Below are 23697 nucleotides of genomic sequence, written 5' to 3'. Positions count from 1 at the left end.
CCGGTTGAAAAACACGGATTTCGCAGCAGTTTTACCGATTTTTTTGCGATGGCGGCATTCTCAGCTCACATCGGATGTGATAGCGTCCGGTCAAGATTTAATCTTGGAGATTCAAAATGATCAGAATGACCCTTCTGGTTTTGGCCCTTTCCGCGACAGGTGCGTATGCCCAGGATGCAGGAGCCACGGCTGCAACCCAAGGCGGTGCGGGCGGTGGCGCTGGTGCAGGTGGAGCCGGAGCCGCAGCTGGTGGTGCGGCGGCAGCCGGTGTGACTGGGTTTGTTCCCCTTGTCGCTCCGGCGCTTGGTGTTGCAGCGGCAGCTGTGGGTGTTGCAGCGGCAGCAGGTGGTGGTTCGACAAACAGCACCACAAGCACGGTCGGCACGAACTAAATCTGATTGCTTAGAAACAAAAAAGCGCACCTCAGTGGTGCGCTATTTTTTTGTACATCGGCTAGAGCGTTTAGTTGTTATAGTAATTGTTCGCGTAACTGCCGTAGGAATAGCCATATTGTCTGGCAGTGCGGGTGTTGATTTGACCCAACACAAGGCCAGTCAATCGCTGATTATCGTTATGGAATAGGCGCATGGCTTCGGCCACATCCTGTTCGGATGTGTCGTTCCACTTGATTGTTAGCAACACGGCGTCCGCATTGCGCGCAATCAGACGCGCGTCAGAGACCAATAGGGTTGGAGGCGTATCAATCAGGATGATGTCATACTGACCGCGCATTTCTTCCAAGAACTGCCGGAACCGCTCCGAGGCAAACAGGTCCGCGGCATTGGCTGATGTCCTCTCACCTGCGAGAATGTCACACCCCAGCAGCGGGTCCTGGAAAATCGCGTCCTGCGGCGTAGCGTCCCCAGCCAGAACCGACACGATCCCCTTCTTTGGAACGCCTTTCAGTTGCTCTGTCATCGTGAGGCGACGAATGTCGCCTTCCACCAACAGAACCTTCTTGCCGATGCCCACAAAGTTCTGCGCCAATGCCAGCGAATTCGTCGTCTTGCCTTCCGCCGGCAACGACGACGTCATCACTATGACCTGCGGCGGGCGGTCCACATTGGAAAGCATCAGCGAGGTGCGCAGGTTTCGCACAGCCTCAGCCGTAGCGGAGGACGGTTTGGAAGCGAGATACTCCAGAACTTTGCGACGCCCGCGGCTGGGAAATACCGGAATTTGACCCAGAACACTGTAGCCGGTTTTGCGCTCCAGATCTTTTGCGGACCGGTACCCTTTGTGCCGCGCTTCAACCAGCAAAACGATACCCGCGCCCAGCACAATGCCCAGGATCGCTGACAGCGCGAGAATTCTAGACTTGCGCGGCTCCGATGGAGTGCTTGGGATAACCGCGTTCGACAATTGCCGGCTATCCGCTTTCTGGATGCCTTCCTGTGCCGAAGTCTCTTTCAGTCGCGCCAGAAAATACTCGTAGAGCAGCCGAACAGCTTCGGCTTCACGCCCTAACTGCTGTAGCATGATAAGATCCGAACTCTGCTGTGCAATCTGTTTGCCCAACTCTTCGGCTGACAGCGACAAGGCATTTACCTGTTGTGTCGCGCGCCGTGCCTCAAGCGCAGTACGTGCAATCAGGCGCTGAAAGGCAATGTCAAAATCAACCTCGCCCGAACCGTTCTGGTCGATACTGGAAAAAAGACGTTCGATTTGCGGATCATTGCTGGCCTCGGCTTGTTCCGGGCGGGTGCCAGCTGCCTGTAGGATATCATAGCGTTCCTGCGCCGTATCGCGGGTTGACTCGGCAGCCACGCTGCGTTCGCGTAAATCCTTCAGCTGGATTTCCTGAAGCTGAAGCGCTTCCGGCGAAATCAATGCCGTGGTCGCGTTGAACTCGTTGACCTTCGCCTCGGCCGTCTCCAACTCGACCTGCAACTCAGTCACACGTCCAGTCAGCCACGCAGTTGCCTGCTCTGTTGCTTCGAATTTCACTTCGATCTGGTTCAGAACGTATAGCTCGACAATAGTGTCTGCGATCAAGGCGGATTTTAGCGCCGATTCCGTTTCAGCCGTTACCTCGAAAACAAGGCTTTGGCGCACGTTCCGAACCGAAACTTTGCGCGACAAATTCGAAATTACCCGGTCCCGAGTCACCTGCTCGGCCAGTTCCTCCGGGAGCTGTGCAGGTGTTTGGCCGACGCCCAGCATGGATTTGACAAACGCTTTTGCCCCGTCGACCGCAGATGGAGGCTGTAGCGCAGTATTGAACTCGGGGTCCAAAACCAACTCAAGTTTGTCTACCACTTTGCCCATCAGGCCGCGTGATTTGAGCACCTCAAGCTCGGAGTTGACTTCGGCTGTGTCGCCCGCCAAGCCCCCAACCACGCTTTGCAGATCAACAACGCTTGCCTGATCGGTCTCCAAAATAACCACGGCCGTAGACCGGTACAGCGGAACGGCCGCGACAAACGCATAAAGCGCGCCAATAAATATCGCTACTGCGGTCGTAACAGCTATGATCCATTTGCCGCGCCAAAGTGTGGCAACCGCGGCACCCAGATCCAGTGTGTCGTCCTCGGGAGGATCGGAAACTGGAACAGGGTTTGGAGCGCGGTTCGAACTGTTTCTCGACTTGAAATGTCCGTCATGAATTGGCGATTGGTTCATATCAAACTAAAATTCCCAGATGAAACGCACACGCGAACCGCTGCGATCGGCGCTCCCTACATCACTTTCTTGAACAAATAAAGGTCTCGACTGGCCATCAGGACGCACCGTTAAAACAGGATCACGCCGATGTGAGAAACGCATAAAACTATGCTTTTTTTTCGTGACGGTTGTCGCCGAGATTCACTCATATCGCGGGCGACCAAAGCTTTGTTGCGACAGCTTTCTTGGGCGGTTAGGCAACATAAAAACCACGGTCTTTCCGTTAGTCTTGTTGGTTTGATCCTCAGGAACCCGTTTACTCTTAACATTTGCATATGCTTCATCTAAGCACCGTTAAAAATCTGCGACACAGGTCCGATGCCGGGCAGCTTCTGCGGGGAGGTCAGCTTATCAATTTACTCAGCCAAACAGAAGAAACGCGTGTCTCAGAATAATACTCCATTTCGATCTGAATTCTTCCAAATCGAAATATGAAGCAGCATAACAAGTCACTTCACTCGCAAAATGCATGCCCTTGAATGAGATCTAAACAGTCTGCGGCTGACCCTCTGACTCAGGTCACATTGGCGCGCACCCAAAACAATCGGCTAGCGAAACCGCGTTGGTCGGCCTGGCTTGCTGCCTTGGGCCGGGCGATTTGGCGCAACTCCAAATTGATTTAAGGACTTTTCGTTGTCAAATTACACAAGCCATCTTTCGACGTTGAGCCGGCGCAGAAAAATTGCATTGCAGCTTTCTATGGATGCAATTCTGATTGTCTCATCATTTCTGGGTGCAATGCTATTTAGGCTCGAGAGCACAGATTTCCTGATCCAGAAAGATGTTTGGGCGGCCGTCCTAACCTCAGTCCTTTTTGCGCTGGTAGCCTTTCGGTTTTTGGGGCTTTATCGGGCTCTGATCCGTTTCCTCACCGGAAAAATTCTCATCATAGTTGGCGAAGGCGCTGTGATTGCAGCGATTGCTTTGTATGGCGCGGGCCTTTTGTTTGATGCGGGAATTCCCAGATCGGTCCCTTTTATTTTCGCCGTTTTCATCTTTCTGTCTGTCGGAGGGCTGCGTTTCATTGCCCGAACCTTTTTTCGCACTCCCAATCATGCGAACAAACGACCCGTAATCATTTATGGCGCAGGAGAAGCAGGGCTACAGTTGTTGAATTCGCTGTATCACGGGTACGACTATGCTCCGATCGCTTTGGTGGACGATGACCCTAACCTGCGAAATCTGGTTGTAGGTGGATTGAGAGTCTACGCACCAGATCGGATCCCGGATTTGGTGCAGGCAACCGGCACGCGCGTGGTATTGCTGGCAATGCCGGGATTGAGCCGCGCGCATCGCCGGGAAATTGTCAACGACCTTGAGAATCTGCAGCTTGAGATCAAAACAATTCCCGGAATGTCGGAGATCATCAGCGGTAAAGCCAATATTTCCGAACTGCGGACGGTCTCTGCAGAGGATTTGCTGGGCCGCGATCCTGTGGCGCCTGATCCGGAAATGCTTGCGAAGAACGTCGCGGATCGCGTTGTCATGGTGTCCGGAGCCGGAGGTTCGATTGGAAGCGAGCTTTGCCGCCAAATCCTGAATCAAAAGCCAACCAAGCTTGTACTTTACGAAGTTTCCGAGTTCGCGCTTTATACGATTGAATCCGAACTGTCAGCCGCTGTTGCCCGCCTGAAATTGCCCGTTGAGGTCGTTTCAGTTTTGGGTTCCGTTCAGCATAATCGCCGTCTTGAGGCGGCGATTGAGGCGTTTGGCGTCCAGACCATCTACCACGCTGCTGCCTACAAACATGTGCCCCTGGTCGAGGAAAACATCGTCGAGGGCATTCGGAACAACGTATTTGGTACGCTTGCAATTGCTTCGGCCGCTCAGAAGCAGGGTGTTGAGAACTTTATTCTGATCTCGACTGACAAGGCCGTTCGTCCAACGAATGTCATGGGTGCGACCAAACGAATTGCCGAATTGATCTGCCAGGCTCATGCGCAACAGGCGACGGGCACAGTGTTTTCCATGGTGCGGTTCGGCAACGTTTTGGGATCATCCGGTTCGGTCATCCCACGCTTCCGAGCACAGATCGAGTCCGGAGGGCCGGTGACGGTCACACACAGGGACATCAACCGATACTTCATGACAATTCCCGAAGCATCGCAACTTGTGATACAAGCAGGCGCGATGGGAAAAGGAGGCGATGTCTTCGTTCTCGACATGGGCGAACCTGTAAGAATTCTCGATCTGGCCATGAGTATGGTGAAGCTTCACGGTTTGAAGCCGTATTTGGCTGATCACCCGGATCACTTCGATCCGGAAAAAGGCGATATTCCAGTTTGCGTGACGGGGCTGAGAAAGGGTGAAAAGCTCTTTGAAGAACTTCTGATCGGAAACAATCCGTCACCCACGCAGCATCCTCGGATCATGACGGCTTCGGAAGTATCGCTTCCAATGGATCAATTGATGGCCGTTTTAGATCGGCTCATGCGGGCTTGCGAAACTTTCGACTTGCCGGAGATCATCACAATTCTACATGAGCTGCCAGTGGAATACGCGCCGATGGGCAACGGGATTTCTGATCTGTTGTGGGGCGCAACGCAGGGTCGTCTTAAAACAACAACCACGAATACTGCGGCGGACCTGGTTGGAATGCCCGCATGACATCGACGTCAAAAAAAGATGGGGGGTTATGGCGCCGTCTGTTCATACGAGTACTTCATGCCTATTTCCTGATAGTCCGCGGCATGACCCTTGGCGCGCGCGCGATTGTTCGGTCGAATGATGGTGAATTCTTGTTGGTGCGCCACACCTACATTCCGGGCTGGCACTTCCCTGGCGGTGGTGTCGAAAAGGGTGAAACAACCGAGGATGCCCTGAGGCGCGAATTGTATCAAGAGACTGGGCTTAGTGTATCCGGAAAGCCCGTTTTCTACGGCGTGTTCAACAACCTGGGTGTAAGTAAGCGGGATCACTTGCTGGTATATTGTTGCGAAGTCAAAGGAACTCTGCCGGACAAAACGGTAAGTATGGAGATTGCCGAAGTCGGTTATTTCGGCTTTGACAACCTTCCCGAAGGCACCGATCCAGGAACAGTCCGGCGCATGCGAGAAATAGTCGAGAAAAAGACGCCCGGCCTAACTTGGTAAGCCAGACTCTGACACAGATGCTTCGCCAATCTCAGACAGCTCTCATTGTAGCTGCGCGGTGAAACAACCTGGGTTGAAACTCCCGGAGCCGTTTCGCGGGGTGGCCAACCTTTTGTGCGCCATGCGAGTGCTCACCGACATGTATTGCAGTTCCTGCCAATCGATTTCGGCAAACGGTCTGGTTCTAACATTTAGGGTTTGACGGGGAAGTTTTGTGAGCACAAAAGGCTCGCCAAATCTCATTTATGTGTGGGGGCACACCGCATGTAATTTGACCGCCCCCACTAAGGCATGAGCGGGCCGCCCATGAACTCCGTCAAACCCCTGTGCCGCCTCACCTTCAGGGACCGCCCGCGAAAAGCGCAAACGGCTCAGGTCGCGACTTGTGTGCACGTGCAGCATTTGTTAACGCTCGTGCTGAGTAATGAGGACAGTACCAACACTTTCAATTTTCATCCAACAAGGCACCCTACGGTTAGCCCTTGTGTGGTAACCTGAGACAATCCCGACATGGCCCGCGGACGCGACATGCTACAGAGACACACATGTTTCTGCGCGCTTGACCATTTTCCGGGCGACCCGCGAACACCGCATCGCGAATGGGTCCTAGAAGTCGGCGTTAGCTTGGGGGACGCACTAAGTGCTGCTTGCCGCGATCAATAAAGGGCTCTTGCCGGAATTCCATATGATACCAAACTGTCTGGCACGTTGGTGCCTAGTAAAATTTCGGGATCAATTCCGGCATCCGAATTAAGGGATATTCAACTTATGAAGATTGCAATGATCGGGACCGGATATGTAGGGCTCGTCTCGGGTTTGTGTTTTTCCGATTTTGGCCACGAGGTCGTCTGCGTCGACAAAATGGCCGATAAGATTGAGAAACTTGAACGAGGCGAGGTGCCGATCTACGAGCCCGGTCTCGAAGCGGTCCTGGAACGCAATGTCGAGGCTGGACGCTTGCGCTTTACAACCGATTTGGCCGAGGCCGTTGATGGCGCGGATGCGGTCTTCATTGCAGTCGGCACGCCAACCCGAAGAGGCGAAGGGCACGCGGATCTGAGCTATGTGATGGCCGCAGCCGAAGACGTTGCGAACGCGCTGACCGGTTACACCGTCATAGTGACAAAATCTACGGTGCCTGTAGGCACAAACCGCAAAGTGGCGGAGGTGGTATCCGCCGCAAATCCGAACGCTGAATTCGACGTTGCCTCAAACCCCGAGTTCCTCCGTGAAGGTGCAGCGATCGATGATTTCATGAAACCCGATCGTGTGGTGGTGGGTGTTGAAAGTGACCGGGCAAAGTCCGTGATGGGCAAGATTTATCGGCCCCTATATCTGCGCGATTTTCCGATTGTCTATACTGATTTGGAATCAGCTGAGATGATCAAATATGCAGCCAACGCGTTCCTTGCGACCAAGATCAGCTTCATCAACGAGATTGCAGCGCTGTGTGAACGGGTCGGCGCAGACGTAAAATCAGTGGCCAAGGGCATGGGTTTGGATGGCCGAATTGGTAACAGGTTTCTGCATGCAGGGCCTGGCTATGGCGGGTCCTGCTTTCCCAAAGACACCACGGCACTAACCAGGATCGGGCAGGAACATAGCGTACCGCAACGCATCGTTGAGTCCGTAATCTCCGTTAACGAAGCGACCAAACGACGGATGATCGACAAGGTGACCGATCTGTGCGGCGGATCGGTCAATGGTAAGATCGTTGCCGTATTGGGCGTCACTTTCAAACCCGAGACCGACGATATGCGCGACGCCCCGTCATTGACGGTGGTGCCAGCATTGATCGGAAGCGGTGCACAGGTGCGTGTGGTCGACCCTCATGGTCGAAAAGAAGGCGAAGCACTTTTGCCCAAAGTGGAGTGGATCGAAGATCCCTACGTCGCCTGTTCCGGGGCCGACATTGTTATGATTCTTACGGAATGGAACGCATTTCGTGCGCTGGATCTGAAACGATTGGCTGATGGGATGGCGGAACCGACCATGGCCGACTTACGCAATATTTATGATCGAGAATCGGCACTAAAGGCCGGTTTCAAGGCCTATGAGGGAGTAGGACGTTGAGAACAGCTTTCATCACTGGAACCGGTGGATTCATCGGTTTTCACCTTGCAGAACTGCTATTGCAGGAAGGGTGGGCTGTCGCCGGCTTCGACGGCATGACCGACTATTACGATGTGCGCTTAAAAGAGCGCCGGATTGAGATGCTGCGCCAGCATCCCAACTTTTCATTCACCCAAGCGATGCTTGAAGACAATGACGCTGTGCAAGCAGCGGTCGCATCGGCGCAACCGGACGTAATCGTCCATCTCGCCGCCCAGGCTGGCGTACGATACAGCCTTGAAAACCCGCGTGCTTATATTGACGCAAACATTGTCGGGACGTTCAACATAATGGAGGCGGCGCGCGCCGTCCCGGTCCAGCATCTGCTGATGGCATCAACCAGTTCTGCCTATGGCGCGAACACCGAGATGCCGTTCTCAGAGACACAGAAAGCCGACACGCAACTGACAATTTATGCGGCAACCAAAAAGGCAAACGAGTCGATGGGGCATTCTTATGCTCATATCTACGATTTGCCGACGACAATGTTCCGCTTCTTTACGGTTTACGGCCCTTGGGGACGCCCCGATATGGCCTTGTTCAAGTTCACCAAAGGCATCTTGGAAGACACGCCAATTGACATTTACAACAACGGAGAAATGTGGCGGGACTTTACTTATGTAACGGATCTCGTGCGTGGAATTCGGCTGTTGATTGATGCGGTCCCTGGTGGTCCGGAAACCGCCGTCAAAGGAGACAACTTGTCTTCGGCAGCACCGTTCCGAGTAGTGAACATTGGCAACTCAGAGAAGGTTCGCCTGCTGGACTATATCGAGGCCATCGAAAATGCCCTGGATAAAAAAGCCATCCGAAAATACATGCCAATGCAAACCGGCGATGTGCCTGCGACTTGGGCGGATGCCTCTGTTTTGCAGCAATTGACCGGGTATCGCCCCGAAACCGACTATCGCGTCGGCGTCAAAAAGTTCACCGATTGGTACATGGAATACTACCACCCCGAGAAAGTATAGACGCCGCCATAGGGCCAATTCGGTCGCCCAGTTTCGGGGCTGCTGAACTGGCCGTTACATTTGATCGGTTGACGCGCATTCAGGAACGATAATGGCGATACTCGCTTTTTTCTTGGCGATTGCCTTTGCGGCATTCGTTTCACTCTACGTGGCGCAACGCGCGATCAGGCGAAATGTCACCAGTTTGCTGGATTGGACGTTGCTGGCCATAGCCGGAACCTACGGAATTGGCTGGGCCAGTGTAATATTCTCGTTCGGAACGATAGATGGATATTACTGGGAACCGTGGCTCGAAGGGACGCAGGGAATTTGGCCGCTGCACACCCTTCTCGCTCTGATGTTGGTGTTGGGTATTATTTTTGGCTGGCACATCTCACTCGGGAAAAGGAAGCAATACAAAGCGCTTCAAATAAGATCGAGCGTGTTGGCCTGGGTGTTGCTCGGTGTCGCCGTCGTAGCGCAGGTTCTGTATAGCCGGGCGCATGGGGGCCTTTGGGCGCTTACCCAAGACGCTGCCGCGCTTGCTATACGATCTGGGCTTAGCCAAACTGTTAATCCATTCTCCTTTCTTCAGCCATTTGGGCTGTTCTCGGCGATGGCAACATTTCTGTTTTTCGGGTTGCTGTTGCAGCAAAAAAGCACTGAAAGAACAATTGGTTTCCTGATATCAGCCGTGTTTTCTGCTTATGTCTACTACACGTTGTTCGGGCGTCTGGACTTTTTGGTTTTCATTCTATCCCTCGTACTTGCGCGTGCATTGTACGCGAACAGCAGCGCAGTTGGTTTGATTGTTCGGGGGATGATATTGATGGCAGGGGTGGTCCTGCTTGCGTTCTTTCTTAGCGCGTATTTCGAAGTCAAGAGCAGCGAATCCATCTCACTCTTCTTCTTCAATGAGTTTTCGTTCCCCTTTGCGTCGTTCGTTTCAATAATTAATGCTGCTGAAGTTCAGTATTATTTTTTCCGAGATTTTCTTTTCTTGCCGGTATACCTTCTGCCTTCCTCGTTTTACGCGGACTATTTTCCGCTGGTGAGCGCGCAGAACACCTATCTGGTCGTTGGATCCGAGAGAGGGACGGTTGGAGTTACAGGGGGCATTCCCGTCGATCTGCTGTCTCTCGGGTACTACCAACTTGGCGTCATTGGTGTGCCTTTGACCGGAGTGGTATGGGGATTTGTTCTTCGCAAACTGCAAAGGTTCCTGGATCGCATAGAGCCCAAAGGAATAAGGGCTACTTTGACCTCGTATATCTCATTAAAGGTTGCAATTTTTGGGGTTCTTTATACTCAACCAGAGCACATTGTGACACGGAACTTTGCTCTTATCGCCACACTGTTCCTGGTATGGCTGGTGGCCAAATTGAAATGGCGTCGCTGAACCAATGAAGGGAGAAGGGCAATGATTGCAATGGGATTGCGACGCTTGTGGCTAAGAGGGCTTGTGCGTCAAGGCTTACAAAATTTGGCTGGAATCCGTATGAATGGGCTTCGGGGCTCCGGCCATGCTCCTCGCCAGAAAACTATCGAAAAATCCACAACGACATTGGTCCGCACCACGACAAACATACCCGATAGCGTGACGTACTTGTTCCGCAGCGAGCTTGAGTGCAAAGACCCTGTCACATCCGCCCGGTACAACCGATTTACCCTTTTAAACGAGTCCTGAAAGTAAGTGTTGACGATATTCATTCCTGAACGATTCAGGGCGTTTACATCTGTTGTTTTTTCCAATGCCTGTGTGCAAGTCCTAAGCCGCGTTGCGGCTTTGGTGCTCTCGATGGTTTTGGCCCGGCTGTTGGGGCCAGAGAATTTCGGCATTTTTTCTGTCAACTACACGTTTGTAAGCGTCGCAGCGATTTTCGTCTGTATAGGCCTGCCGGTGTTTTTGACGCGGGAAATCGCGGTCCTCACCGGCAAACAGGGGTGGGGCCTTGCTTGGACAACTTACAAGGTTGCGATCAGAGTAGTCTTGGCAACATCAGCTTTTGCCGTTGCTGTGTTTTTGGCAGTCTATTTGTCTTGGCCCGAGTTTCGGATAGTCTCCGGCGGGCCCGTATTCCTGGGTGCTTTGGTGCTACTCATCCTGACATCCGTGTTGCGTTTATCGACTGGTGTTTTGCGGGGATTAAAAAAGGTTTCGACGTCTCTATTCCTTGAAACTGTTCTATTGCCAGCGCTGGTGCTTTTGGGGGTAAGTGCAGTCTATTTCGTTCAGCCTGACACACTTTCGGCCCAAACCGTAATCTACCTGTATGCCTTCATGACACTCGCCGTGTTTTTGATCGCACAAAATGAATTGAGGCGTCCGTTTCCGAATGAGGGAATGTCCGGCGGCCAACGGGTGGAGTGGAAAAGCCTGCTGCGAGACACCTTGCCTTTTTCCCTGATCGGCGCCGCAGCCGTTCTGAACTCTTACGCAGATATTCTAATGCTGGCTTGGTTTGTCCCCACGTCCGAGGTCGGGTTTTATCGCGTTGCCTCACAAGCCGCAGTACTAATCACCTTTGGTTTGCAAATCGCCCAACTGATTGGTGCCCCGATCTTTGCCCAACTAAATGAACCGCATCTGCGGGATAAACTGAGTTCAGAGTTCCGCCGTTTTCGTATTCTGTCCCGGTCAGTGGCGTTGGTTCTGTTTTCGATCATCACTGTATTTGGCGATGAGTTGCTGACGCTGTTCTTCGGAGAACCCTTCGCCGCGGCCTATGTCCCTTTGGTTCTTCTGAGTGCCGGGTATTGCGTGAACGCAAGCTTTGGGCCCCTCGGTATTTTGCTCAGCATGAGCCGACAGGAAAAGCTGGTTTCCCGAGTACTTTGGGTCGCTGCTGGGATGAACATTCTACTGAACCTCACCCTAATACCGAGCTTTGGTCTGATCGGGGCCGCGACCGCGACATCATTAACAGTTGCCGCGGTGCACCCGTTTTTGTGGGTGGTCGCCAAAAGAAAGAAAATTCTTCAGTAATGGAAACTGGTTTGAAAGATCCACAGAACCTAGAGGGGCGCAAGATCGTCTTTTGCCTCAGTTCAATTGGCGGTGGCGGTGCAGAACGCGTTGCCTCTCTGCTTTGCAACCACTGGGCCAAACTTGGTGCGAAAGTCATGATTGTTGCGATTGCATCTGTGCGCACCTCGCAAGGTTATGATCTCAGGGACGACATTACAGTTGTCCACCTGGCCGATCAGGTCGCAGGGAACCGCAATAAGCTTGTCAGAATTTTTGCTTTGCGCCGCATTTTCAAGGAGTTTTCACCCGACGCGATTGTGTCATTTCTAACGGACGTGAATGTCGCCAGTCTTCTGGCGGGTGCCGGCACGAAATACCCAATTTTTGTTTCAGAACGAAGTTTCCCTCCGGCACGCCTTAAAGAGACCGGCAGAGTTTTTTCGACACTAAGAAGGTGGTTGTATCGTTTCTCTGATGCGGTTGTCGCGCAGACAAGCGAAGCAGAAAGCTGGCTGTCTGACAATTGCCCTAGCAGCAATGTTGTCGTCATTCCCAACCCGGTCAGCTACCCGCTTCCCGGAGCATCCGAACTGGAAGCGGATCACCAGACTCTGGTCGATGGCAGGAAGGTTATTCTAAGCTCGGGAAGGCTAATCGCTTCCAAACGACACGATGTTTTAATTCGCGCCTTTGCTGATCTGGCGGACAAATTTCCAGATAGCATCCTCGTTATCCTTGGAGAAGGACCTGAACGAAGAGATCTGGAGGAATTGAGCAGACAGCTTTCCGTTGCAGACAGGGTTTTTCTTCTTGGGCATATGGACAACCCCGGGGCTTGGTACAGTCAAGCCGACGTATTCGCCTTTCCCTCGTCCTTCGAAGGGTTTCCGAACTCTGTCCTTGAGGCAATGTCTTATAAACTGCCAGCGATATGCTTTGATATCGCTGCTGGCCCCCGTCAACTTATACAAAATCGGGAAAATGGAATAATCCTGCCTGACGACAACCATGTCGCCAGAATGAAATCTGCAATTGACGAACTACTGAGCGACGCTGATCTGCTTACGAAAATTTCCGCAAACGCAACCGCTGTCCGCGAGCGCTATTCAATCGAACATGTTTCGCACCAGTGGCTTTCGCTGCTCTTCCCCAAGGGTTAATGGATCCCAAGGTCGCTTAAGGCAGGAAAGTTTAATGGTTAAACCCCGTATTTTGCACATAACTACCGGTCTGAACGTGGGCGGAGCTGAGCGATTTTTGCACACTCTTCTCACAGGTGAGCTGCGCCATGATTTTGACAATCTGGTTATTTCGCTAATGGACCTCGGGCACTACGGGCCACTGTTGCAAGCGAAAGGCGTAGAAGTTCACACACTAGGGATGAACCCTGGCAAGCCAAGTTTCAGAAGCTTGGTCACTGCGCGAAAACTGGTTCGATCAATCCGGCCTGACCTGATCCAAGGTTGGATGTACCACGGCAATTTGATGTCCGAATTGGTGGCCGGAAAAACAAAGACGATTTGGAATATCCGTCAGAGCTTGTACGACCTTGGCCGTGAAAAAAGGGGCACTCAACTGGTAATTCGCGCGAACCGGTTTTTGTCTCGTCGCCCGTCCAAGATCGTATACAACAGCGAACTTTCACGGGACCAACACGAGCAGTTCGGATTTAGTGACCGTAGTCTGGTTCTGTCTAACGGGTTTTCGCCCGAAAAGTGGAAACCGAACCCAATGGCCCGTAAGGAGTTGCGACGGGAACTGGGAATTCCGGAAGAGGCCCCTATTGTCGGCTATGTTGGTCGATATCACCCAATGAAGGATATTCCGGTTTTATTGAAGGCATGCACCGAAATCCTAGACCGTGACAAGAAAGTTCACGTCGTAATTGTCGGGCGTGAGCTGACTGCAGATAACCGAGAAATCGCGCCATTTTTCGAGCGGATGCAGATGGACAGAGTGCATCTGCTTGGCCAACGTTCTGATATTCCTGATGTTATGCCAGCGTTTGACTTGTCCTGCTTGACGTCCCGCTGGGGAGAGGGCTTTCCAAACGTCATAGGTGAGGCAATGCTATGCGGTGTTCCTTGCGTAAGCACCGATGTTGGCGACGCATCGCGCGTCATTGGGTCTTGCGGGAAGATCGTACCATCCGCGAACCCCACCGCATTTGCCGAGGCCGTTTTGGAACTCCTGAACATGCCTGCTTTTGAAAGAACCGGCTTGGGCAGCAAGGCACGCGACAGAATTTCAGGTGAATTCTCCCTGAAAAACATAACAGATCACTACCGCACGCTGTACACGGCGCTTCTTAAGGAAATTTGAAATGTGTGGAATTGCAGGTATCTGGGCGAAAACGCCGAGGACAGAAATCGCGACCGTTGCACGAAACATGTCAAATCTGATCGTGCATCGCGGGCCGGATTCCGGTGATGTATGGCACGATAACGACCCGGCAATTGCACTGGCACATAGACGGCTTGCCATTATCGATCTTTCAGAAGCTGGCAGGCAGCCAATGCATAGCGCCTCTGGCCGCTATGTGGTTGTGTTCAATGGTGAAATATACAACCACCTGGATATCCGGAAAGAGATTGAGGAAATCAGTGCCGATGCAGGTTGGAACGGCCATTCGGATACTGAAACGATCGTGTCCGCTCTGGACGCCTGGGGCCTTGAAGGAATGCTTCGTCGATTGAACGGCATGTTCGCAATTGCGATTTGGGACCGTAAACTTCGCCAACTTCACCTTGCGAGGGACCGTATGGGCGAAAAACCACTCTACTACGGAAAAGTTGGAAACGCCTTTGTATTTGGCTCGGAACTGAAAGCCTTGAAAGCGGTACCGGGTTGGGAAGGTCGGGTTAATCGTGACGTTCTGGCGCTTTATCTCCGGCATAACTGCGTGCCAGCACCGCATTCGATTTATGAAGGTATCTACAAGCTGGCATCGGCCCACTGTGTGACCATCAGCGATATCACCGCTGACTTACCCGAGCCCGTTCCCTACTGGAGCCTTGAAGACGCCTTTGACAGTGGTGCCCAAAACCAACTGCAGGGGGATGCCGAAAGCGCCAGCGACGAGTTGGAGAAGCTGTTATTGGATGCCGTAGGAATCAGAATGATGGCTGACGTTCCTCTGGGGGCGTTTTTGTCTGGCGGCATCGATTCCAGCCTGATTGTCAGCCTGATGCAGGCGCAAGCCAACAAGCCAATCAAGACCTTTTCGATCGGGTTCGAAGAGGCCGGGTTCAACGAAGCGGTTTTTGCCAAAGAGGTTGCAGCTCACTTGCAAACCGATCACACCGAGCACTATTTCTCATTCAAGGACGCCCAGGACGCGATACCATCTCTGCCCAAAATGTGGGACGAGCCCTTTGCGGACTCCTCGCAAATTCCAACTTATTTCGTGTCCAAAATCGCCCGCGAACAGGTCATAGTTGCCCTCTCAGGCGACGCAGGGGATGAGCTTTTCTGCGGCTACAACCGCTATAACATGGGCTATAATGTCTGGAACAAGCTCAAGCTTCTTCCCAAACCGGCAAGGCATGCGATCTCAAAAACAGTTCTTCGTATCCCATCAGGCTCCATCGACTCTGTGTTTTCAAACCTGCCCAGACGCATCCGTTATCTTGGCGCGGGGGACAGGGCACATAAACTGGCGGAAGTTCTTCGCCTGACTGATCATGAGCGATTTTACTTGCATCTCGTGTCGCATTTTAAGGATCCGAATTCGGTCGTTCTGGACGGAGAGGAACCCAAAACTCTCTTTGATCGGCGCGACGATTGGCCAGACCGCAAAGACATGCGTGACCAGATGATGTATGCGGATCTCAAGACCTACTTGCCGGACGACATTTTGACCAAGGTGGATCGCGCCAGCATGGCTGTGAGCCTTGAGGCACGCGTACCGTTTCTGGATCACCGAGTCGTCGAATTCGCACAGCGGTTCCCGGTCGCGTGGAAAACGCACAATGGGCAGTCGAAATGGCCTTTGAGAAACATTCTGTACAAATACGTTGACCGTAAGCTGATCGAACGTCCCAAGATGGGCTTCGGAATTCCGCTGGCTGAATGGCTGCGCGGTCCCCTCGCCGAATGGGCGGAAGATCTGTTGAATCCGTCGGCACTGCGCAATGATGGTTTTTTTGACGAAAAAACCATTACTGACCTTTGGTCCCGACACAAATCAGGAGTGTCGAATGCGCACTACTACATTTGGGACATCTTGATGTTTCAGGCGTGGTTGCGGAATGAAGAATGCACCTCTTTGCTGGAGCCCGCCTGACCTGATCAGGGATCGTTCACCAGATCAGATACGACCCTCTCAAATATGGTTTTCAAACAACCTTAAAATACGAGAACTCATATGAATAACCCAGAACCCAAAAAAATTGCCGTAATCGGACTTGGCTATGTCGGACTGCCTCTGGCGGTTGAATTCGGTAAGCACCGCCCAGTCGTAGGTTTTGACATCAATTCAGCACGTATTGCTGAGTTGCAGTCTGGCAAGGATTCCACTCTTGAGGTTGAAGCCGATGAACTGTCCAGCGCAGCGCACCTGAGCTTTTCGTCGGACATAGACGAATTGGCAAAATGCCAGATTTTTATTGTGACCGTTCCGACACCTATCGACAGTGATCGCCGTCCAGACCTCACCCCATTGTTGAAAGCCTCGGAAACCGTGGGCAAGGCGCTGAAAAAAGGGGATATCGTCATTTACGAGTCGACAGTCTACCCGGGCGCCACTGAAGAGGACTGCGTTCCTATACTCGAACGTGTGTCCGGCCTGACGTTCAATAGAGATTTCTTTGCTGGCTACAGCCCTGAACGGATCAACCCCGGTGACAAACTCCACCGCCTGACCACCATCACCAAGGTCACTGCCGGCTCGACGCCGGAGACCGCTGATGAAATCGATGAGCTGTATTCATCCATTGTCACAGCCGGAACACATAAGGCACCGTCGATCCGAGTTGCCGAGGCTGCCAAGGTAATCGAAAACACCCAGCGTGATTTGAACATTGCATTGATCAACGAACTGGCGGTGATCTTCAACAAGATGGACATTGACACCGAGGCCGTGCTGAAGGCTGCGGGTACAAAGTGGAATTTCCTGCCATTTCGCCCGGGATTGGTTGGCGGTCACTGTATCGGTGTTGATCCCTATTACCTTACCCACAAAGCGGAATCGATTGGATACCACCCGCAGATTATTCTGGCCGGACGTCGTCTGAATGACAGCATGGGCGAATACGTTGCGGCACGGTTGGCAAAAGAGTTAAGCCGCCGCCGTATTCATATGCAAGGAGCCCGTGTCCTTGTGATGGGATTGACCTTCAAAGAAAACTGCCCTGACATCAGAAACACACGAGTTGTCGACGTCGTTAGTGAATTGTCCGAATTCGGGGCGGACGTCGACGTGTACGATCCCTGGGTAGATCATACGGAAGCAGAACATGAGTACGGAATTCAACTGATCGATCAGCCGGAAGCGCATTCATATGATGCGATTGTGATTGCTGTTGCCCACGATCGTTTCAAGGAGTTGGGTGAAGAAGGATTGCGCGCTTTGGGTGTTCCGGGAGCCCATGTGATCTTCGACCTGAAATACGTGCTTGAACAAAATGAGGCGGACATCAGGCTATGACCCAAAAGCGTATCCTTGTTGTTGCTGGCCTCGCTGAATCGCTAGTTAATTTTCGAGGCCATCTCATTCAGGACTTGGCCTCGGCTGGGTATGATGTTCATGTTGCCGCGCCCGGTATCAATGGCGATCCACAAATCAGCCAACATTTGCGGGAACTTGGCGCGTCTCCGCATGACATTCCGTTGAAGCGGGTCGGGATGAATCCTGTGTCGGATCTCCGGACATTGCTGGCGTTGGTTCACCTTTTCAGAACCGTCAAACCACAAACCGTTCTGGCCTACACGATCAAGCCGGTTGTTTGGGGCGGGATCGCGGCCCGCCTAGCGCGAGTCCCGTGTTTCTTTGCGCTCATTACGGGACTTGGCTTTGCGTTTACCGACAACGCTAAAGGCGCGAGAGCATTTCTTCAGCGCCTGCTGCAAGTTTTGTATCGCGTTTCCTTGCGTGGCGCATCTGGAGTAATTTTTCAAAACCCTGATGATGCGGCTGAGTTCTCGGACAGGGGGTTGCTTCCGGTTCAACTGGCACCCCGCATCGTGAACGGTTCGGGTGTCGATACCAAAGATTTCTCTGTTGCGGATTTCCCTGAATACCCGACGAGGTTCCTCCTGATTGCGCGGCTGCTTGGTGACAAGGGAATTCGTGAGTTTGCTGAAGTGGCAAGGAGGTTCAAGGACGGCAATATTCCGGCCGAATTTCACCTTGTCGGCCCTATTGATCCAAGCCCGAACGGGTTGCCTGAAACCACCGTGAAACAATGGCACGACGACGGACTATTGCACTGGCATGGCAGCTTGTCAGACGTGCGTCCTGCGATTTCATCCGCCCATGTCTATGTCTTGCCGAGTTTCTACCGCGAGGGTACGCCACGCACGATCCTCGAAGCAATGTCGATGGGAAGACCCATTGTTACGACCGATGCGCCAGGATGTCGTGAGACGGTTGAGCAAGGGGTAAACGGGTTTCTTGTGCCGGTCCGTAATGCTGAGGCACTGGCTGAGGCCATGCGCAAGTTTGTAGGCGACCCTGGTGCAATAGCTCAAATGGGCGCACAATCTCGAAGGATCGCTGAAGAGAAGTATGATGTGAGAAAAGTGAACGCACACATGATGGAAGCGATGGGGCTGTGACAAGCCCAACCCCAATTTAGGCTCGATACTCAAACGGGACCGGCAGGCGGCGAAATCCTTGCATCAACATTTGCCAGGCATTTTTTCAGATCGCCGGGCTCAAGCCACGTCGAGAACAGCAACAAGCCGAACAGGTCAATCCGTGCAGGAAGTTCACCAGCGGGTGAAAAAGCCATCAGCACGTGCGCGGCGTTCAGGTTCGCCGCTGCCGGGGTCGCATTGGTATACTCGGTTCCGCCGGCTTTGCGACTTGCACTGATTTTGTTACCGTCCACGCGGATTGTAATTGCTTTGTGGTCGGTCATCGGAAAGTAACCCGGTGTGTCGACAGGAATGATCGTGCCGCTATCGTTTTTTGCGAGCGACCGTGAGGCACCGCTTCCGGCGATTACAATATACCCAGACGTTGCACCGGAAAGAAGGATGGAGCGTGGCGAAGCATTATCCGGTTCCACCAGCCCGGCAACTATCTGTCCTGTGTCTATGTCGACCGGTGCCGCCAGTACCATCCAGGCACCGATCCCATCAAATTCCAACCAATGGCGCCCATTGACGTGTCGATAGATGGGCCGCGCCGCTGATGAGGTTTGCACGGCGTGGTGTCCGTTTCCGGACTTGTCCAACATTCTTCCCACCGGTTGGCCTGTTGCCGTGACCGGTGTGGTGCCGGCGGCATCCTGAAAGAGCGTCGTCAAATCAGATGGATCAAACCAGGCACCCTGCGCGCCATCAACGAACAACTCAGATGGTGACCACAGGCGCGAACGCCGCGGCGCGCTGGTCAGGGAAAGGTCACAAATGGTTTTCATGCGAGCACCAGTGCATGGATACCTTGCGCCGTCGTACCGGTGGCATGGACGCGCTTTATCCCCAATGGGAGAAACGAGAAGTCGGCGACGGTTATTTTGCGGGTTTCGCCCGCCACAGTGTCGACCACAATCGCTCCACCTGTCTCGACATAGAGAGCGATGGCAACCATCGGCAACTCGGTGGAATCCTGCGGTGTAACAGGGTGTGCATCGGTCGCTGGACCGTGGATGGAGCGGGCATGAGTTGCAAAGGGATTCATTCCGGAGCCTTTTTTGCTGAAAGGGGGCGCAGAGGAACGCCCGTGATTGAAGTTCACCGAAAGATCACGCAGAAAGGCGTCGATTGGGTTTATGAACCGTTTGGATTGGTAGGAGTTTATTAATTGCAAAAGCGCGTCTTGGATGTTGTTGGCGCAGGTGTGGGGCTATTGGTTCTGTCGCCCGTCCTGATCATCGTTTCGCTGATGGTCCGGCGGCAGATGGGGGCTCCGGTTTTTTTTCGACAAACGCGCCCTGGCCTCGGCGGTAAGCCCTTTCAGATGATCAAATTCCGCACGATGCGCGATGCAATCGACGCGAACGGAAATCCTTTGCCCGACTCTGAACGGCTGACGCGATTGGGTCGTTTCCTGCGATCCAGTTCGCTCGACGAACTCCCGGAACTGTGGAACGTGCTGAAGGGCGACATGAGCCTCGTCGGGCCACGTCCGCTGCTGGTGGAATACCTGCCGCTTTACAGCAAAGAACAAGCCCGCCGTCACGAGGTGCGCCCTGGCGTTACGGGCTGGGCACAGATAAACGGCCGAAATGCGATTTCGTGGGACGAGAAATTTGCGTTGGATGTCTGGTATGTCGACAACCGCAACCTCAAGCTTGATTTGAAGATCATCTGGCTGACGATCCGAAAAGTTGTGAAACGTGAAGGGATTTCAGCGGCGGGTGAAGCGACGATGCCAAGGTTCACGGGAGAATAATAGTGAATTTGTACGGGGTTTACGGCGCCAGTGGCTTTGGCCGTGAAGTAATGCCGCTTTTGCGCCAACAGGTCGGTCACGATCCCAATGCAGAATGTGTATTCGTAGACGATGCTGACAACGACAACACTAACGGCCATCAATGCTTGTCATTTGCTCAGTTTTTGGAATACCCGGCGGACAGCCGTGCGATCACGATAGCAATCGGAGATGGGGGCGTCCGACAAAAGCTCGCAAAGAAATGCACCGATGCTGGTTTGACGATCTTAGATGTTCGGGCAGCGGCCAGCTGCGTTTTAGATGAGGTGCGCATTGAGGAGGGGCTGGTTTTGTGCGGTTTCTCGAGCATCACTTCAAACGTCAAAATCGGACGCCATTTTCACGCGAACATATATTCATATGTCGCGCATGATTGCGTAATCGGTGATTTCGTCACTTTCGCGCCAGGGGTGAAGTGCAATGGAAACGTCCACATCGGCGACAACGCGTATATTGGCACCGGAGCGATCATTCGCCAGGGTACGCCCGATAAGCCACTAATGATTGGCGCTGGCGCTACCGTTGGCATGGGTGCAGTTGTCACACGCGATGTTCCGCCCGGCGTCACCGTCGTCGGCAATCCGGCCAAACCCCTCATCAAGGCTTAATTCATGCGTATATACCTTTCCCGCCCGCATATGTCCGGCCACGAGCAAGATCGCGTTGCCGAGGCCTTTGCATCAAACTTCGTAGCGCCGCTCGGCCCGCAACTCGACGCATTCGAGGACTCGGTGCGAGAGTACCTTGGCGCTGACGTCCATTGTGTTGGATTGTCTTCAGGATCCGCCGCCCTGCATTTATCCCTGCGCATTGCCGGCGTTGGTCCGGGTGATGAGGTCTGGGTTTCCTCGATGACCTTTGCGGGTGGCATCTTCCCGGTGAATTACCTTGGTGCCAAACCGCGCTTCTTTGATCTCGACCCCACAAGCTGGACCATCGACGCCGCTCTGTTGGCTGATGAACTTACCCGCGCTGCCACTGAGAACCGTCTGCCCAAGGCAATTGTGCCTACAGATCTTTATGGCCAGTCCGTTGACCTCGATGCACTGGAAAGTCTCGCCGCCCAATATGGTGTCCGCCTCATTGTCGACAGCGCCGAAAGCCTTGGTGCGGAGTACATAAACGGCCGCAAGGCTGGAACTGGTGGAGATGCTGCGATCTTGTCCTTCAATGGGAACAAGATCATCACTACTTCGGGCGGCGGCATGATGGTTACGCGCCACAAGGACTGGGCTGATCAGGCGCGCTTCCTTGCCACTCAGGCCCGAGATGCGGCCCCGCATTACGAGCATTCTACCTATGGTTATAACTATCGGATGTCTAACATCTGTGCGGCCATTGGGCTGGGGCAGATGCAAGTTCTCGATGACCGAGTTGCGCGACGCCGAGAGATTTTTAAACGCTACAAGACGGCGCTCGCTCGCCCGGGTATTAACTTCATGCCCCAAGCCGACGGGCTCCAATCAACCCGCTGGCTCACAGCCTTGACCATCGACCCGACGCAGACCGGCGTTACGCGTGAAGACATCCGCCTGATGCTGCTGGAAGATGAGATTGAGGCCCGACCGCTTTGGAAGCCAATGCACATGCAGCCGCTTTACGTCGGTACACCCTATCATGGAACGGGTGTCGACGAACGTCTGTTCGCCACCGGCATCTGCCTGCCATCTGGGAGCGATATGACGAACGATCAGCAGGATGAGGTGATTGAGCGGGTCACTTCACTGCTTGACGCATCGCGCTGAACAGCTTCGGGCGGCTCGGCAGATACCCGAAAGGTTTCGTCCGAGCTGTCGCCCTCGCTGTTCTTTTCATTTGTAGTTTGTGAGTCTTGAACCTCGGGCACAGCGTGGATTCAAAAGTGTTTTGATTCCCATTTCTTCATTCAATTGGAAAAAATCAAATAACCAATATCTGAAAATTTATACAACCATAACCTGAGCTCTCGCCAATTTAGCCGCCTGTCCTTCAAGGCAGGCGGCAGTAAATCGAACTTGTTTTTCTCGTTGGTTTCTGGCTGCTGTTTGTTGACTTTGATGAAGAACGCCAAGGCGCTACGTTTCTGCGGACAATCAACTTCAGAATTCAGGCCAATATGACCGCGCTTGTATTTGAGAAGGCACATGTCAACGAAAGAGTTGTCAGTGCCGAAATCGAACAAGCAAATACGCTCAGGAGGTGCCTTTTTCCCGCTATCGGGTCGGTGTGGTAGTTAGTAAGGGTTGATCAACAAATGTTATGTTCTTCTTTAAGCTTATTAACTTAAGCTCGAATTTTTTGTCCTGGAACACGTCACGATTACAAATTCGGATGTTATGTAAATAGACAATTTCGATCGTCGCTCGATTAATCCCGGTCGACCGAACAAATTTTAACTGCACTTTAAGTTTTGCGCTTGACGGGATCGCGGCAACATTACTAGAGGATTAACACGGGGTAAATTTGTTCAAAATTTGAACGGTAAGATTTGTAAGGTATTCGAGCTGTTATGTTTGACTTTGGTTTTCCTGACTCGGAAGCTCCGAAATCCCCTGTCTCAGCACATACTTCGAACGTAACATCAAAGCTCATTTTTCAAGTCGCGAAACGCGTGTTTGACTTGGTGGTCAGCGTTCTTTTCCTGGTCCCTCTAGCAGTTTTGTGCAGTGCAGTTTTGTTGATCCTGAACCCTCTTTGGAACAAGGGTCCGCTTATCTTTTCGCAAGAGCGGATGGGGCGGGACTGTGTGCCTTTCACAGCTTACAAGTTTCGCTCTATGCGCCCGGTAGAACGGATCAAGCGCACAGCAGATTGCCCGTTGGAGGAAGACAGAATCACTCCGCTGGGCCGAATTCTGAGAAAAACACGCATCGATGAATTACCTCAAGTTCTCAATGTCTTAAAGGGTGAACTGAGTTTGGTTGGTCCGCGGCCGGACTATATTGAACATGCCCGAGACTATCTGTCCAACGTCCCAGGCTACCAAGCGCGCCACAGTGTACGCCCCGGAATCACGGGTTGGGCACAAGTTGAGTTGGGTTATGTCGAAGGTACAGATGCCACGCGGCAAAAAGTTCAGGCCGACCTCTATTATATCGCCAATTCCAGCATGGCTCTGGAAGCACGTATCGTTTGGCGAACACTTGCTGTCATGGCACGGTGCGACGGCGCGTAAGAAAATGTGATCTTTGGGATTTGCTTCGCACCGCCGGCCTTTGTGCCCATCTGCGGTATTTCTCACCAATAACCCAAAGCATTTTGTCTGAAGGTAAAAAGAATTTTACCTCTCGCGCCATAAGTTCACCAGCATATTTTGTTCTTTAATTTCTAATT

At 52.8% G+C, this 23697-nt stretch carries 19 protein-coding genes; 16 read left to right on the top strand and 3 right to left on the bottom strand.

Annotation, left to right across the window (positions count from 1 at the left end):
- Positions 1 to 116: 116 nt before the first annotated feature.
- Positions 117 to 392 (top strand): hypothetical protein, encoded by a 276-nt coding sequence (locus ACR0AA_RS23105; protein WP_480757723.1) that lies wholly within the window; start codon positions 117 to 119, stop codon positions 390 to 392.
- A gap of 70 nt (positions 393 to 462) precedes the next feature.
- Here the strand turns inward: ACR0AA_RS23105 and ACR0AA_RS23100 are convergent, their stop codons facing one another.
- Positions 463 to 2622 carry a polysaccharide biosynthesis tyrosine autokinase gene (locus tag ACR0AA_RS23100; RefSeq protein ID WP_480757721.1) on the bottom strand — a complete coding sequence of 720 codons (2160 nt, stop codon included), beginning with the start codon at positions 2620 to 2622 and terminating at the stop codon, positions 463 to 465.
- Between the two features lie 741 nt (positions 2623 to 3363).
- On the opposite strand from ACR0AA_RS23100, the gene ACR0AA_RS23095 reads away from it, so the two are divergent.
- The 11 genes from ACR0AA_RS23095 (at position 3364) to ACR0AA_RS23045 (ending at position 18563) form a co-directional block, all read left to right on the top strand.
- Positions 3364 to 5271, top strand: a complete 1908-nt coding sequence (locus ACR0AA_RS23095) for a polysaccharide biosynthesis protein (protein ID WP_480666305.1) — start codon at positions 3364 to 3366, stop codon at positions 5269 to 5271.
- Entirely contained in the window at positions 5268 to 5756 is a 489-nt protein-coding gene (locus ACR0AA_RS23090; protein WP_480666306.1) for an NUDIX domain-containing protein, read from the top strand. The genes ACR0AA_RS23095 and ACR0AA_RS23090 overlap by 4 nt, the downstream gene beginning before the upstream one ends.
- 768 nt (positions 5757 to 6524) lie before the next feature.
- Positions 6525 to 7829 (top strand): UDP-glucose dehydrogenase family protein, encoded by a 1305-nt coding sequence (locus tag ACR0AA_RS23085; RefSeq protein ID WP_480666307.1) that lies wholly within the window; start codon positions 6525 to 6527, stop codon positions 7827 to 7829.
- On the top strand, positions 7826 to 8839 hold the full coding sequence (locus ACR0AA_RS23080; protein WP_480666308.1) for an SDR family NAD(P)-dependent oxidoreductase: 1014 nt from the start codon (positions 7826 to 7828) through the stop codon (positions 8837 to 8839). The genes ACR0AA_RS23085 and ACR0AA_RS23080 overlap by 4 nt, the downstream gene beginning before the upstream one ends.
- A gap of 91 nt (positions 8840 to 8930) precedes the next feature.
- Positions 8931 to 10217, top strand: a complete 1287-nt coding sequence (locus ACR0AA_RS23075; protein WP_480666309.1) for a hypothetical protein — start codon at positions 8931 to 8933, stop codon at positions 10215 to 10217.
- A gap of 294 nt (positions 10218 to 10511) precedes the next feature.
- Positions 10512 to 11804, top strand: a complete 1293-nt coding sequence (locus ACR0AA_RS23070) for a flippase (protein WP_480757717.1) — start codon at positions 10512 to 10514, stop codon at positions 11802 to 11804.
- Positions 11805 to 11815: 11 nt separating this feature from the next.
- Positions 11816 to 12946, top strand: a complete 1131-nt coding sequence (locus ACR0AA_RS23065) for a glycosyltransferase family 4 protein (RefSeq protein WP_480757715.1) — start codon at positions 11816 to 11818, stop codon at positions 12944 to 12946.
- A 76-nt stretch (positions 12947 to 13022) separates the two neighbouring features.
- Complete coding sequence (locus ACR0AA_RS23060; RefSeq protein WP_480666312.1) at positions 13023 to 14108, top strand: glycosyltransferase; 1086 nt, start codon at positions 13023 to 13025, stop codon at positions 14106 to 14108.
- A gap of 1 nt (position 14109) precedes the next feature.
- Positions 14110 to 16071: an asparagine synthase (glutamine-hydrolyzing) gene (gene asnB / locus ACR0AA_RS23055; RefSeq protein WP_480666313.1), complete on the top strand. Its 1962-nt coding sequence runs from the start codon at positions 14110 to 14112 to the stop codon at positions 16069 to 16071.
- Positions 16072 to 16152: 81 nt separating this feature from the next.
- Entirely contained in the window at positions 16153 to 17433 is a 1281-nt protein-coding gene (gene tviB / locus ACR0AA_RS23050; RefSeq protein ID WP_480757711.1) for a Vi polysaccharide biosynthesis UDP-N-acetylglucosamine C-6 dehydrogenase TviB, read from the top strand.
- On the top strand, positions 17430 to 18563 hold the full coding sequence (locus ACR0AA_RS23045) for a glycosyltransferase family 4 protein (RefSeq protein ID WP_480757709.1): 1134 nt from the start codon (positions 17430 to 17432) through the stop codon (positions 18561 to 18563). Before tviB ends, ACR0AA_RS23045 begins: the two co-directional genes overlap by 4 nt.
- A gap of 29 nt (positions 18564 to 18592) precedes the next feature.
- On the opposite strand, the gene ACR0AA_RS23040 is transcribed toward ACR0AA_RS23045, so the two are convergent.
- Both ACR0AA_RS23040 and ACR0AA_RS23035 read right to left on the bottom strand, forming a co-directional pair.
- Entirely contained in the window at positions 18593 to 19372 is a 780-nt protein-coding gene (locus ACR0AA_RS23040) for a hypothetical protein (RefSeq protein ID WP_480757707.1), read from the bottom strand.
- Positions 19369 to 19632 (bottom strand): spike base protein, RCAP_Rcc01079 family, encoded by a 264-nt coding sequence (locus ACR0AA_RS23035; RefSeq protein WP_480757705.1) that lies wholly within the window; start codon positions 19630 to 19632, stop codon positions 19369 to 19371. Before ACR0AA_RS23035 ends, ACR0AA_RS23040 begins: the two co-directional genes overlap by 4 nt.
- Before the next feature lie 123 nt (positions 19633 to 19755).
- Between ACR0AA_RS23035 and ACR0AA_RS23030 the strand changes: the two genes are divergently transcribed.
- From ACR0AA_RS23030 to ACR0AA_RS23015, 4 genes are all read left to right on the top strand, one after another.
- Complete coding sequence (locus tag ACR0AA_RS23030; RefSeq protein WP_480666318.1) at positions 19756 to 20346, top strand: sugar transferase; 591 nt, start codon at positions 19756 to 19758, stop codon at positions 20344 to 20346.
- A 2-nt stretch (positions 20347 to 20348) separates the two neighbouring features.
- A complete protein-coding gene (locus ACR0AA_RS23025; protein ID WP_480666319.1) occupies positions 20349 to 20993 on the top strand; it encodes an acetyltransferase in 645 nt (214 codons plus the stop codon).
- Positions 20994 to 20996: 3 nt separating this feature from the next.
- Positions 20997 to 22130 (top strand): DegT/DnrJ/EryC1/StrS family aminotransferase, encoded by a 1134-nt coding sequence (locus ACR0AA_RS23020; protein WP_480666320.1) that lies wholly within the window; start codon positions 20997 to 20999, stop codon positions 22128 to 22130.
- A gap of 743 nt (positions 22131 to 22873) precedes the next feature.
- Complete coding sequence (locus ACR0AA_RS23015) at positions 22874 to 23539, top strand: sugar transferase (RefSeq protein WP_480666321.1); 666 nt, start codon at positions 22874 to 22876, stop codon at positions 23537 to 23539.
- Positions 23540 to 23697 lie beyond the last annotated feature (158 nt).

The organism is Ruegeria sp. CE8, assembly GCF_056537465.1.
The sequence above is the reverse complement of the archived record's forward strand: the minus strand, read 5'-3'. Positions and strand labels throughout refer to the sequence as shown.